General features: G+C 71.0%; 12 protein-coding genes. 6 read left to right on the forward strand and 6 right to left on the reverse strand.

Translation table 11 applies throughout. From position 1 onward, the window contains the following. Positions 1-13: 13 nt before the first annotated feature. The gene (locus ACFQ2V_RS03830) at positions 14-1,237 is read right to left on the reverse strand and encodes an amidohydrolase (RefSeq protein WP_386050866.1); all 1,224 of its coding nucleotides are present in this window, start codon (positions 1,235-1,237) and stop codon (positions 14-16) included. 137 nt (positions 1,238-1,374) lie between these two features. Next, a complete protein-coding gene (locus ACFQ2V_RS03835) occupies positions 1,375-1,548 on the reverse strand; it encodes a hypothetical protein (RefSeq protein WP_386050868.1) in 174 nt (57 codons plus the stop codon). Positions 1,549-1,741: 193 nt separating this feature from the next. On the opposite strand from ACFQ2V_RS03835, the gene ACFQ2V_RS03840 reads away from it, so the two are divergent. The 6 genes from ACFQ2V_RS03840 (at position 1,742) to ACFQ2V_RS03865 (ending at position 8,082) form a co-directional block, all read left to right on the forward strand. Continuing rightward, positions 1,742-2,110 carry a YciI family protein gene (locus tag ACFQ2V_RS03840; RefSeq protein WP_386050870.1) on the forward strand — a complete coding sequence of 123 codons (369 nt, stop codon included), beginning with the start codon at positions 1,742-1,744 and terminating at the stop codon, positions 2,108-2,110. Positions 2,111-2,387: 277 nt separating this feature from the next. Continuing rightward, positions 2,388-3,395, forward strand: a complete 1,008-nt coding sequence (locus ACFQ2V_RS03845) for a sugar-binding transcriptional regulator (protein ID WP_386050872.1) — start codon at positions 2,388-2,390, stop codon at positions 3,393-3,395. Between the two features lie 307 nt (positions 3,396-3,702). Beyond that, positions 3,703-5,220: an FGGY family carbohydrate kinase gene (locus tag ACFQ2V_RS03850; protein WP_386050873.1), complete on the forward strand. Its 1,518-nt coding sequence runs from the start codon at positions 3,703-3,705 to the stop codon at positions 5,218-5,220. After that, complete coding sequence (locus tag ACFQ2V_RS03855; RefSeq protein ID WP_386050874.1) at positions 5,217-6,209, forward strand: sugar phosphate isomerase/epimerase family protein; 993 nt, start codon at positions 5,217-5,219, stop codon at positions 6,207-6,209. The genes ACFQ2V_RS03850 and ACFQ2V_RS03855 overlap by 4 nt, the downstream gene beginning before the upstream one ends. Next, positions 6,206-7,123: a transketolase gene (locus ACFQ2V_RS03860; protein ID WP_386050876.1), complete on the forward strand. Its 918-nt coding sequence runs from the start codon at positions 6,206-6,208 to the stop codon at positions 7,121-7,123. The genes ACFQ2V_RS03855 and ACFQ2V_RS03860 overlap by 4 nt, the downstream gene beginning before the upstream one ends. Further along, positions 7,120-8,082, forward strand: coding sequence for a transketolase family protein (locus ACFQ2V_RS03865; protein WP_386050877.1), 963 nt, complete (start codon positions 7,120-7,122; stop codon positions 8,080-8,082). Before ACFQ2V_RS03860 ends, ACFQ2V_RS03865 begins: the two co-directional genes overlap by 4 nt. Before the next feature lie 436 nt (positions 8,083-8,518). Here ACFQ2V_RS03865 and ACFQ2V_RS03870 read toward each other — a convergent pair whose 3' ends face one another. The 4 genes from ACFQ2V_RS03870 to ACFQ2V_RS03885 form a co-directional block, all read right to left on the reverse strand. After that, a complete protein-coding gene (locus ACFQ2V_RS03870) occupies positions 8,519-9,535 on the reverse strand; it encodes a D-ribose ABC transporter substrate-binding protein (RefSeq protein ID WP_386050879.1) in 1,017 nt (338 codons plus the stop codon). A gap of 121 nt (positions 9,536-9,656) precedes the next feature. Next, entirely contained in the window at positions 9,657-10,751 is a 1,095-nt protein-coding gene (locus ACFQ2V_RS03875) for an ABC transporter permease (protein ID WP_386050881.1), read from the reverse strand. Further along, on the reverse strand, positions 10,748-12,355 hold the full coding sequence (locus tag ACFQ2V_RS03880; RefSeq protein ID WP_386050882.1) for a sugar ABC transporter ATP-binding protein: 1,608 nt from the start codon (positions 12,353-12,355) through the stop codon (positions 10,748-10,750). Before ACFQ2V_RS03880 ends, ACFQ2V_RS03875 begins: the two co-directional genes overlap by 4 nt. Next, the gene (locus ACFQ2V_RS03885) at positions 12,352-13,002 is read right to left on the reverse strand and encodes a DUF2291 family protein (protein ID WP_386050884.1); all 651 of its coding nucleotides are present in this window, start codon (positions 13,000-13,002) and stop codon (positions 12,352-12,354) included. Before ACFQ2V_RS03885 ends, ACFQ2V_RS03880 begins: the two co-directional genes overlap by 4 nt. Positions 13,003-13,248 lie beyond the last annotated feature (246 nt).

Raw genomic sequence — 13,248 nt, forward strand, 5'->3', positions numbered from 1 at the left:
CATCACCGCGGTCTCACAGAGCCGGCTCTCCCAGTCGGCTCAGGGCGGCGACGACCAGGGCCGAGGTGCCGGTGTCGAGAGTGGGCTGGATGAGCGGCGCGAAGAACGGCGAGTGGTTCGGCGGCGCCTCGACGCCGGGCGCGAATCCGCCGATGCCCCAGTAGCAGTACGGGATCCCGAACGCCTCGGGCACCCGGCTGAAGTCCTCGCTCGCCGTCACCCTCCCGAGGTCGACGACGCGCTCGTCGCCGAAGTGGTCGCGGAACGCTCGGGTGACCGCCTCAGCGACGTCGGCATCGTTGTCGGTCAGCGGGTACTCGTCGTAGTGGTCGAACGTCGGCGGCTGGGGCGAGCCGGCGGCCTCGCACTCGGCCCTGACGATGCGCTCGATCGCAGCCAGCACCTGGCTCCTCACGGCGTCGTCGTAGGTGCGGACGTTGACGAGCAGCACGGCGCGGTCGGCGATGACGTTGCTCTTCGTGCCCGCGACACTGCTGCCCACCGTCACCACGGCGAACTCCCCGGGCTTCGTCTCGCGGGCCACGATCGTCTGCAGCCGCAGCACGACCGACGCTGCCAGCACGACCGGGTCGACGCTGAGGTGCGGCATGGAACCGTGAGATCCCTTGCCGAACAACGTGATCCGGATGCTGTCTCCGGCCGAGAGAACGGGGCCGACCTGGGTGCCGACCGCGCCCGACCGGAGTCCCAGCACGTGCTGCGCGAAGGCGACCTCGGGTCGTGGGATCGCATCGACCAAACCCGCGTCGAGCATCGACTGCGCGCCTGCGGCCGTCTCCTCCGCCGGCTGGAAGACGGCGACGAACGTCCCGCCCCATTCCGACACACCCCGTGCGAGCAGCTCGGCGGCGCCGAGCAGGCACGTGACGTGGACGTCGTGGCCGCAGGCGTGCGAGATGCCCACGACGGCACCGGTCTCGTCGGTGGAGGTCTCGCCGGACGCGTACGGCAGGTCGGTGAGCTCCGTGACGGGAAGGGCGTCCATGTCGGCTCGGGCCAGGACGACGGGTCCGGGACCGTTGTCGAGGACCCCCACGACCGCCCCACCGAGGTGCTGGACGGCATACCCCATCTGGCCGAGGCGCTCGGCGACGTTCGCGGCCGTGCGGACCTCCTGCCCGCTCAGCTCGGGGTGCGCGTGCAGGTCGCGGTAGAAGTCCTCCTGCCACTCCCGCGTCTGCGACAGGCCTTGCAGCACGGTCTCGTCTCGACTCATCGGACCTCCCGGGTCGCTCGGCCCTGCCGTCAGGTGACCTGACTCAGGCTACGCACCGTTGCCGACCGTCGGGGGGCGTGCCGCAGCAGCTCGCCGAGGAGGCTCCGAAGGCGAGCACGGCGAACGGTCGGCTGCGGTCAGCCGCGGCCGAGGAGGCGGGAGAAGAAGGACCGGGCGGCGGGCGCGCGAGTGTCGGCGTGGCCGGGGCAACGGTCGCCGGGCGCGACGCGGGCCATGACCTGGTCGACGTGCTGGCCGCAGCCGGCCCACGTCGTCTTGCCGCAGGTGGAACAGGTGGCGGGACGGCACATGGAGCTCTCCTGAGGGTTGGATACCCCTGCGGGTATCACTGTCGGAGTCGAGGGTACCGGTCGGGGTCACGTCCCGCCGACTCGTCATACGCTCGCCCGGACGACCCTGTCGATCTCGCCTGCCCCCGTTCGTGTAGGAGGTGTCGACGCGGCCGTGGACCAGCCCGGACCGCCAGCAACCGAAGGAGCAGACATGGCCGAGTACCTCCTGTACTTCAACCAGCAGTGGGTGGGCGACCACTCGGAGGAGTGGTTCCGCGGACGAGGGCCCCTGGCCATGGGAGTCGTGAACGACATGAGGGCGGCCGGGGTGTACGTCTTCGCCGGAGGTCTCGAGGAGGAGGACGGCCCGGTCTACGCCGCGGACCCGAACGGCAGCTCCGACGCAGGCGTGATGGTCACCGACGGTCCGTACGTCGAGACCAAGGAGTGGCTGGGCGGGTTCGCCGTCGTGGACGTGCCCGACGACGAGACGGCCAAGATGTGGGCCGCCAGGATCGCCGAGGCCTGCGGCTGGCCACACGAGGTCCGGCGTTTCAAGCCGCAGCCCAGGGTCGGCTAGACCCGCTGCCCGCTCGGGGCAGGCGGGCACGGCGCAGGTGCGTCCCACGGGACGGCGTCGACGGCATGCAGCGGCATACCGCTGAGCGCTACTTCCACGAGCGCGACGAATGTACATTCGTTACTGAATTCCCAAGGCCCAGAGGGACGGTTGGAGGTCGCGCCGTGGCACGAGGCCGTCCCACCCCACTCCGGGCGCCGGCGAACCGCGCGAGCCGTGGGCGAACGCGCCCCACCGTGCGAGAATCTGCCGCGACCCGTCCCGCGACTCCGGAGGCATGATGGTCAACCCGCTGGAGGCCGGCGACGCGGCTGCGACCGCCTTCGCCACGTCCGAGGACACCCGGCTCATGACGAAGATCGCCCGGATGTACCACGAGCAGGGCGTCCGACAGCCGGAGATCGCCAAGCGGCTCAACATCTCGCAGCCGCGGGTCTCCCGCCTGCTCAAGAAGGCCGTCGCCACCGGCATCGTGCGCACGACGGTCGTGGCCCCACGCGGCGTCTTCGCCGAGGTGGAGGACGAGATCGAGCAGCAGTACGGCCTGCTCGAGGTGGTCGTCGCCGACACCGGCGAGGAGGACGACGAGTTCGTCATCGCCCCGGCGCTCGGGGCCGCCGCCGCGTTCTACCTCGAGACGACGCTGGCCGGTGGCGACCGCATCGGCGTCTCCTCGTGGAGCTCCACCCTCCTGGCGACGGTCGACTCCATGCGGCCGCGCACGAGCCACGAGTGCGAGTCGGTGGTGCAGGTGCTCGGCGGCCTCGGCCAGCCCTCCGCCCAGGCCAGGGCGACCCACCTGGTGGGTCGGCTCGTGCAGGTCACGGGCGCCCAGGCGACGTACCTGCCCGCACCCGGGCTCGTCACCTCGGACGCGACCCGTCGCGCCCTGCTCGAGGAGGCCAGCATCGCGCAGGCGATCGAGGCCTTCCCGAACCTCACGGTCCTGCTGGCCGGTATCGGCAGCCTCCTGCCCTCGGCCCTGCTCCGTGCCAGCGGCAACGCAGTCAGCTCGGAGGACGAGGACCTCCTGCGCCGCGCCGGCGCGGTGGGCGACGTCTGCATGCGCTACTTCGACGGCGAGGGCGCCCCGGTGCAGAGCCACCTCGACGACCGCATCCTCGGCATCGACAGTGCGGCCCTGCTGCGGATCCCCCGCCGCATCGGCGTGGCCGGCGGCCGCCGCAAGCACGAGGCGATCCGGGCGGCCCTGCTCGGCGGATGGATCAACACGCTCGTGACCGACAGCGCGACGGCGGACTACCTCCGCAGCGCGTCGCGCTGACCCTGATGGCGTACGCGCGTACGCCCTCGCGCACGACCGAAGCATCAGCCGGTGGCCGGCTCGCACCCCGCGAGCCGGCCACCTGCGTCCTGGCTCCCGCCCGCCGCCGCCCGCCGTCGCCCGCCCCCGCCGCCGCCCGCCCGTCGTACGTCCGGCGCGGCGGCGGACCGTTGACACCCGGCACGCGCGCCCCCTAATCTGAGGACTTCTTCATTCACTAGCGAATGGATATTCGATGACGAGCTCGGAGGCCCCGCGTCCCGTGCGAGGCGGGGCAACGCGAGGCGGGGCAACGCGAGGCGGGGCGGTGCTTGCCATCGACCAGGGCACGACGAACACCAAGGCCATGCTGGTCGACGCGGCGTCCGGCCTGGTCGTCGCGCAGGCCTCGGCACCGACGAGCATCGGCTTCCCCGCACCCGGGTGGGTCGAGCAGGACGCCGAGTGCCTCTGGACCGCGAGTCTCGCCGCCATCGACGCGTGCCTCGCCCAGCAGCCCGACGCGGAGGTGCTCGGCATCGGCGTCTCGAACCAGCGCGAGACCGTCGTGTGCTGGAGTCGCAGCGAGGGCCGCCCATTGGGCCCGGCCCTCGGCTGGCAGGACGCCCGCACCGCGGCCTGGTGCGCCGACCTCGCGCAACGCCAGCCCACAGCGGCCCGGACCGTGCGGGACCGCACCGGCCTGTCGCTCGACCCCATGTTCTCCGCCCCGAAGTTCCGCAACCTCATCGACGCCGCCGTGGCAGGGGGCGCCGACCCGAGCGACGTCGCGGTCGGCACCGTCGACTCGTGGCTGGTCTGGCGTCTGACCGGTCAGCACGTCACCGAGCCGGGCAACGCCTCTCGCACCCTGCTGCTCGACCTCGCCAGCCTGACGTGGCACGACGAGCTGCTCACGCTCTTCGGCATCGACGCCTCCCACCTGCCCGAGCTGCGGCCGTCCGACGCGACCTTCGGTGTCACCTCGACGCTGCACGGACGGCTGGCCGGCGGCGTCCCCGTTCTCGCGGTGCTCGCCGACTCGCACGCCGCCCTCTACCACCACGGATGCACGACCCCCGGCACCGGAAAGGCCACGTACGGCACCGGAACGTCGGTCATGAGCCCGACCAGCGACCCCGAGCCGGGGCCGCACGGCATCGCCACCACGGTCGCCTGGCACGTCGGTGGCCGGGCAACCTACGCCCGGGAGGGCAACATCGTCGCGTCAGGATCTGCGCTCGACTGGATGGCCGCGACGCTCGGCGTCCCCGAGGGCACCGCCGGCGGCGCGCACCTGACAGCCCTCGCTGCCGAGGTCCCCGACAGCGGTGGGGTCAGCTTCGTGCCCGCGTTCTCCGGGCTCGGGGCACCGTACTGGGACCGTTCGGCGGTCGGTGTCCTCGTCGGCGTCTCGGGCGGAACGACCCGCGGCCACCTCGCCCGCGCCGCTCTCGACGCGGTGGCACACCAGGTCGCCGACGTCGTCGAGGCCATGGAGTCCGACGGCTCGGCGCGCATCGAGACCCTGCACGCCGACGGCGGCGCGACGGCGTCGCAGCTGCTGATGCAGGTCCAGGCGGACCTGCTCGCCCGACCGCTCGAGGTGGCGAGCAGCCCCGCAGCATCGGCCCTCGGCGCCGCCCGCCTGGCCGCGGAGCAGCTGGGCGTCGCAACGCCGCCGGCCGAGCCCGGGCGTCGTGTCACCCCGCACTGCACCGACTCCCCCCAATCGCGCGCCGCCCGGCTCGCCTGGGGCCAAGCCATCGCCCGCTCACGCGGAATGACTGTGTCGCAAACGGATTCGACTTCGAGCGACGAGACCATCGAGAGGAACGACCCATGACCGACTACCCACCCTTCGGAGCGGGCCTGTGGCACTTCGCGTCGTACGTCGACCGGTACGCCACCGACGGCTACGCCCCCGAGGTGAGCACCCTGGAGCAGATCGCACGCGCCGGCTCCGTCGGTGACCTGTCCTACGTCGACGTGCCCTACCCCTTCACCGAGGGCGTCACCGTCGACGACGTCAAGCAGGCCCTGGCCGACAACGGGCTGCAGGCCATCGGTGTCACTCCCGAGATCTACATGCGTCGATTCAGCAAGGGCGCCTTCACCAACCCCGACCCCGAGGTGCGCGCGGCGGCGCTCGCCGCCCTCAACGAGGCCGCCGACGTCGTCCGCACGCTCGAGGCCAAGTACCTCAAGGTGTGGCCGGGCCAGGACGGCTGGGACTACCCGCTGCAGGTCAACCACCACGACCAGTGGGAGCTGGCGGTCTCCGGCATGCGCGAGCTCGCCCAGGCCAACCCCGACATCAAGATCGTCATCGAGTACAAGCCGCGCGAGCCCCGCAACAAGATGTTCTGGGACTCCGCGGCCAAGACCGCCCTCGGCATCAAGGCGATGGGTGTCGACAACGTCGGCGTGCTCCTCGACTTCGGGCACGCCCTCTTCGGCGGCGAGTCCCCCGCTGCCGCAGCGCAGCTCCTCATCGACCACGGACTGCTCTGGGCCATGGACGTCAACGACAACCTGCGCAGCTGGGACGACGACATGGTCGTCGGCACGGTGCATCCGATCGAGCTGTTCGAGTACTTCTACACGCTCAAGGTCAACGGGTGGGAGGGCGTCTGGCAGCTCGACCAGTTCCCCTTCCGCGAGGACACCGTCGAGGCGGCGAAGCTCTCCATCCGCTTCCTCAAGGCGATCTACCGCTCCCTCGAGCAGCTCGACATCGAGGCGCTGCGCGAGGCGCAGTCGCGCCAGGACGCCCTCGGCGCCCAGAGGCTCGTCCAGGACGTGCTCTTCGCGAACATCAGGGGCGAGGAATGACGACGACCGAGGACCTCGTCCCCCACGTCGACGCGCAGGCCGTGCCGCACGACACGCTGACCGTTCTCGGGCGTGTGCCCGCCGACGCGACGCGCGAGCAGGCGGTCGCCCACCTCGTCGAGGCCGCCCGCCTCGTCCGGCGGCGCGACATCGAGATGGTGCGCGCCGCAGGGCTCGGACACATCGGCGGCGAGTTCTCGGTCATAGACGTCCTGGTGACCCTCTACCTGCAGGCCATGAACGTCTCACCCGGCCAGCTCGACGACCCCGAGCGCGACCGCTTCATCCTCTCGAAGGGACATGCGGCCGCAGCGCTCTACACGACCCTCGCCATGGCCGGGTTCCTCGAGCCGTCGCAGCTCGAGACCTTCATGCAACCGCAGTCGCAGCTCAACGGGCACCCAGCCCGCACGAAGATCGCGGCTGTGGAGGCGAGCACCGGCCCGCTCGGGCACGGGCTGCCCATCGCGGTCGGCACGGCGTTCGCCGGCAAGCTCGACGGGTCGGCGCGGCGTACGTTCGTCGTCGTCGGCGACGGTGAGCTGCAGGAGGGCTCGAACTGGGAGGCCCTCATGACGGCGGGCAACCACCGCCTGTCGCACCTGTGCGTCGTCGTCGACCGGAACCGCCTGCAGCAGGGCGCGCGGGTCGCCGACACCAACGACCTCGAGCCGCTCGCCGACAAGCTCGCCGCGTTCGGCCTGGAGGTCGTCGAGGTCGACGGTCACGACCACGGGGCGCTGCTCGACGTCTTCGCCAACGTGCCTGCGGCGTCAGGCAAGCCGACGGCAGTCATCGCGCACACCATGAAGGGCCACCCGATCTCGTTCATGTCCGACAACGTCGCCTGGCACCACAAGGTCCCCTCGGCCGACCAGGTGGCCCAGGCCCTCTCCGAGCTGGAGCAGTCATGACCGCCACCACCGCGCCCGCCACCCCCGTCTCTCTGCACGACTGCCGCGACGCGTGGGTCACCGCCCTCATCGAGCTCGCCGAGGCCGACGACCGCATCGTGGCCGTCGTCAACGACTCGGTCGGCTCGAGCAAGCTCGCCCCGTTCCAGGAGCGGTTCCCCGAGCGGCTCGTCAACGTCGGCATCGCCGAGCAGGACATGGTGGGGGTCGGCGCCGGGCTCGCCAACGGCGGCAAGGTGCCGTTCGTCTCGGCCGCGGCCTGCTTCCTCACGGCCCGGGCGATGGAGCAGATCAAGGTCGACGCGGCGTACTCGCAGCACCACATGGTCCTCATCGGACAGAGCCCGGGCATGGCCTACGGCGAGCTCGGCCCGACCCACCACTCGATCGAGGACCTCGCCTGGCTCCGGTCGATCCCCGGTCTCACGGTCATCGTGCCGACCGACCCGACCGAGACGGCCCAGGCCGTCCGCTGGGCCGCCGGCGCGGGCTCCCCCGTCTTCATCCGGGTCAGCCGGATGGGCGTGCCGGACGTCATGCCCGAGGGCTACCGGTTCGAGCCCGGCCGCGCGGTTCAGCTCCGCGAGGGCAACGACGTCACGGTCGTCGCCACTGGCACGGCCGTCGCTCGCGCGCTTGCCGCCGCGAATCTCCTCGAGGCGCAAGGCGCGAGCGCGCGCGTGCTGGCGATGCCGACGATCAAGCCCCTCGACGGCGAATCTCTGCTGGCAGCCGCCGAGGAGACGGCCGGCATCGTGACCGTCGAGGAGGCCCTCACCTCCGGGCTCGGCGGCGCCGTCGCCGAGTACCTCTCGACACGGCGCCCGACGCTGCTCCGCTTCGTCGGTGTGCCGGACACGTTCGCACCGACGGGCCCGGTCGAGTGGCTGCTCGACCACTTCAGCATCAGCGCCGAGGGCATCACCTCTGCGGCCCGGGAGATCCTCGACCGCCGCTGAGCGCATCGGGGTGCACGTGCGCCCCGAGGAGCCGGGCCGGTGTCCTTCGTCGTGGGGGGCGGGACACCGGTCCGGCTTTCGTATGCCGCCGGGTCGGCCGCCGCCTCGAGGCGTGCGCGGCTGCAGCTCAGCCGCGGCCGACACCCGGCGTCCCGTGAAGACCTGCTCGCGTTCGGTCGCCTCGCCGGGCACGGGGCCGTGCACGACCGTTGCGACACAGACAGATTCCCGACCTCGTCGACGCCCCGCACCCCCGGGCCGAGCCGGTCGCGGGTGACCTGCTGCAGCGCCGCCACAGCGGTGGCCGGGGCCGCCGGGTGCGTCTCGCATTCGACACGTCATCGCAGCCGACGAGGACAGGCTCCGGAGGGTCGCAGACAGAAGCAGGGGCCGTCGCGACGTGCGCGACCGCCCCTGCTCCGGGTGAGTGTTGTCGTCAGCTGGCGACAGCGAAGTTGTTCACCTTGTCGGCGTTGTCCTTGTTGACGAGGACGCAGTCGACCGACTGCTTCTCGGGCTGGGAGGCCTTGCCGCCGCCCTTGATGTACTCGTCGGCCTGCTGGACGGCCATCTCGGCGATCTGGCTGGCCGGCTGGAGCACGGTCGCCTTGATCTTGTTGCCGGTGATCGAGCTGACGACGTCGGGGCTGCCGTCGAACCCGACGACGACGACGTCCTTCTTGCCGGCCGCGTCGAGCGCCGCCTGGGCACCGAGGGCCATCGTGTCGTTGCCGGCGATGATGCCCTTGATGTCGGGGTGCGCCTGCAGGATCGTCTGCGTCTTGGCGAGGGCCTCGGCCTGGTCCCAGTTGGCCGTCTGCTGGGCGACCATCTTCAGGCCGGGGATCTGGTCGAGGATGTCGTGGTAGCCCTTGGAACGGACACCGGCGTTGGTGTCGGTCTCCTTGCCGAGCAGCTCTGCGTAGTTGCCGGTGTTCTTCATCAGCTTGGCGAACTCCTGGCCACCGAGCGAGGCGCCCTGGGCGTTGTTGGAGACGATCTGCGCGACGGCCACACCGGTCTGGTTGATCTCGCGGTCGATGAGGAACGACGGGATGCCTGCGTCCTTGGCCTTCTTGACGGCGGTGACGGTGACGTCGGCGCCGGCGTTGTCGAGGATGATCGCGGCCGCCTTGCGGGAGATCGCGGTGTCGAAGGCCTGGCTCTGCTTGGTCGGGTCGTCGTCGTGGCTGATGACGAGCGTCTCGTAGCCGAGCTCCTTGGCCTTGGCCGCGGCGGCGTCCTGCTCCGCCTTGAAGAAGACGTTGTCGGGCGAGGGCGTGATGACGACGACGAGCTTGGAGCCCGAGCCACCCGCAGCGGCCGCAGCCGAGGAGGTGCTGCCGCTGGTCGAGCCACCGGAGCTGCTTCCGCAGGCGGCGGTGCCGAGGACGAGGGCCGCAGCGGCGACGGGCAGCAGCGCCCGGCTCATGCGTGAGGTGTGACGGAACATGAAGGTCCTTTCGGTGTTGCTGAACTGGTTCACTGCTGGATCGGTGGGCGGTGCGAGATCGTCTGGCGGTCAGCGCCTTCCGAGCCGCACCGGTGCGTGGACGCCGAGCGCGCCCACGCGGTCAGGCCGCTCGCTGTGACAGCGCCGTCTGCAGCCGCTGCTGGGCCTGCTCGAGGACGATGGCGAGGATGATGACGGCGCCCTTGACGACGGACTGCCAGAAGGTGGAGACGCCGACCAGGACGAGGCCGTCGGCGAGGAAGCCGATGACGAAGGCGCCCATGACGGTGCCGACGATGGTGCCGCGTCCGCCGCTGAGGGCGGTGCCGCCGAGGACGGCGGCCGCGATGGCGTTGAGCTCGTAGGTCGTCGCGGTGTCGGGGTAGGCCGCCCCGAGCTCGGACGTGAGCAGCATGCCGGCCAGGGCGGCGCAGGCACCGCTGATGACGTAGACGGCGATGGTGATGCGGGGGACCCGGATACCGGCGAGCACGGCCGCGCGGTCGTTGCCGCCGACGGCGTAAATGCGCCGGCCGAACGGCGTCTTCGTCGTGACGATGACGGCGATGACCGCGACCCCGACCATGATCCAGACCGCGACCGGGATGCCGAGCCAGCTGTCGACGCCGATGACGTGGAATCCCTCGTTGCCGTGCGCCTCGCTGCCGGCGAGGTTGGGGAACGTGCCGCCGTTGCTGCGCAGCTGGGCCGCGCCGCGGGCCACGTAGAGCATCCCGAGGGTGGCGATGAACGGTGCCACCCGGAACTTCGTGATGAGGATGCCGTTGACCCACCCGACGAGGCAGCCGACGAGGATGCCGACGAGGATGACCGCGCCGACCGACAGGTAGAGCACTCCCCCGCCGGGCATCGCGAGGCCCGCGAAGAGCAGGCCCCCGACGATCATGCTCGACAGGCCGGCGATCGAGCCGACGGACAGGTCGATGCCGCCGGTGAGGATGACGAAGGTGACCCCGATGGCGAGGATCGCGTTGATGGCCACGTGCTTGGTCATCACGATGAGGTTGCTCGAGGTGAGGTAGTCCTGCGACATCGTGCCGAAGAGGACGATGAGCAGCACGAGGACCACGAGAGTGCGGCCGCGCAGCAGCAGCAGGCCGACTCGCGCCAACGTGTCACCACGGTGCGCGGGCTCGCTCGGCGGCGTCGGGGGCGACTGGGTCGAGGTGGTGGGCGCAACGTCCGTGTCGCTCATGCGGGGTCCTCCGTGGATGGGGTGGAGAGCAGGTCGGCTCCGGCGGCCGCGGCGGCCAGCACGGCGTCGGAGGCGGAGGCGGAGACGAGCGCCTCCTCGGTGAGGGCGTCGCCGGACAGCTCGGCGGTGATGCGTCCCCGTGCCATGACGAGCACCCGGTCGGCCATCGCCATGACCTCGGCGAGCTCGGACGAGATGAACAGGACGCCGTAGCCGGCCTCGGCGAGCTCGCTCATGATCTCGGCGATCTGGCTCTTGGCACCGACGTCCACACCGCGGGTCGGCTCGTCGAGCAGCATCACGACGGGCTCGGTGAGCAGGGCGCGCGCCAGCACGACCTTCTGCTGGTTGCCGCCGCTCAGCGACGTGACGGGCGCCGCGAGCGCGGAGATCTTGATCGAGAGCTCGCGCACCTTCTCGCCCGCGACGCTGCGCTCGGTCTTCTGGGGCACGAGGCCGCGACGAGCCAGCTTGCCGATCGTCGAGAGCAGCACGTTGTCACCGACGCTCATCGTCTGGACGAGGCCGTCGCGCTGGCGGTCCTCAGGCACGAGGGCGAGGCCGGCTGCCTGACGGGCGAGCACGCTGCTCTCCTTCACGGGCTTGCCCCGGACGGCCACGTGACCGGTCGAGGCGCGGGTACCCATCAGGGCCTCGAACAGCTCGGTCCGTCCGGCCCCCATGAGGCCGTAGATGCCGACGACCTCGCCGGCCCGGACCTGGAGCGAGACGTCCGAGACGAGCTCGCGGGGCGATCCTGGCACCGTCAGCCCGGTGACCTCCAGGAGCACGTCACCGATGTCCCCGGCGGACCGCGAGAAGAGCGCCTCGGGATCCTGGCCCACCATCTGCCGCACGATCCAGGCCGTGTCGGTGCCGGTCATCGGCTCATGGGCCACGAGGGACCCGTCGCGCAGCACCGTGACGTAGTCGCCGATGCGGCGGAACTCGTCGAGCTTGTGCGAGATGTAGATGATCGTCACGTCGTCGCGACGCAGGTCGTCCATGACCTTGAAGAGCACGTCGACCTCGTGGTTGGACAGCGCCGACGTCGGCTCGTCCATGATGAGGATGCGGACGTCCTCCAGCAGCACCCGGGCGATCTCGATGAGCTGCTGCTTGCCGATCGGCAGGTCGCCGACGAGCGTGTCGGGGTCGAGCTCCTGCCCCAGGCGCTGCAGGGCCTCGGTGGCGCGGCGGCGCTGCGCCGCGTGGTCGACGAACCGGCCGCCCCGCCGCAGCTCGCGCCCGGCGAAGAGGTTCTCGGCGATCGACATGTTCGGGAAGAGGCTCAGCTCCTGGTGGATGATGCCGATGCCGTTGGCAATCGCGTCGCGCGGGCTGCCGATGCCGACCGGCTCGTCGTCGAGCAGGATGGTGCCCGAGCTGGGCTGTTCCGCGCCCGCGAGGATCTTCATGAGCGTCGACTTGCCGGCGCCGTTCTCACCCACGAGGACGTTGACCTTGCCGCGGTAGGCCTCGAAGGTGACGCCCTTGAGGGCCCGCACCCCGCCGTACGTCTTCGTGATGTCGAGGGCCCGAAGGACGACCTCGTCGCTGCCGGCCGGCGTCGGCCGCGATGGGGCTTCGGACGCGGTCGTCATGAGCCGACCGCCAGCTGCGTCGGGACGACCAGGACGACGCCGGGGGCCACGAGCGAGAAGGCCCCCGCGAAGGTCACCTTCTTGCCGACGAGGTCCTTGGCCTTGACCTTGGCGAGGACGTCGGCCTTGACCTTGTTGTTGAGCTCGGTCGCGGCGTCCGCGTAGTCGAGCTGGTTGGTGAAGTCACCGAACTTGATGAACTTGACGGCGTCGCGCAGGCCGGTGCCTGCGATGACCGGGCCCGTGACCACCTGGATCTCGGCGGTCTTGCCCGAGATGCCGTCGACCTTGACCGTCACCGGGTGCGTCGGCGAGTCGGCGTCGGCCGCCGTCACGGTGCCGGCTCCCTTGACGAGGAACGCGTACGGGCTCCCGGCGCCGGCCTGGTTGCCGTACTTCTTGCTCGCGGCGCCCTGGTCGGCGTCGAGCGCTGGGATCAGCTCGGCGGCCGGGACGGCGTCCTTCTCGACGGTGGGCAGCACCTTCGAGGTCCAGATGCCGTTGACGTAGGCCTTGGCGTCGAAGGCGACGGACCCACCCGCGCCGGCCGACTTCTCCTGGCCGGCCGGGACGTAGGTGTACACGCCGGGCACGCGCGAGCAGGCACCGACGGAACCGCCGACGACGAGGGCGGTCGCGAGGGCCAACGCAGCACGGGCTTTGCTGCCAGATTGAATAGCCATTCGCCATTGAACGAACATACGATGATGATGCCCAGCCGTCGCCGCCGTGTCAACGACTTGGCGAATACCCGGCCCCCATGTCGCAAGCCGTCGGCGCCGACGTGCGCACCTCCGGCCGGCTCATGGCGGCAGGCCTCAGCGGGTCACCGGGTGGGCGGCCGGTCTCTGAAGCGCTCATCCCGGACCGGCGGCACACGTCTTGGCGAGGTA

This window comes from Terrabacter terrigena, assembly GCF_042676085.1.
In the GTDB taxonomy this organism is placed as follows: domain Bacteria; phylum Actinomycetota; class Actinomycetes; order Actinomycetales; family Dermatophilaceae; genus Terrabacter; species Terrabacter terrigena.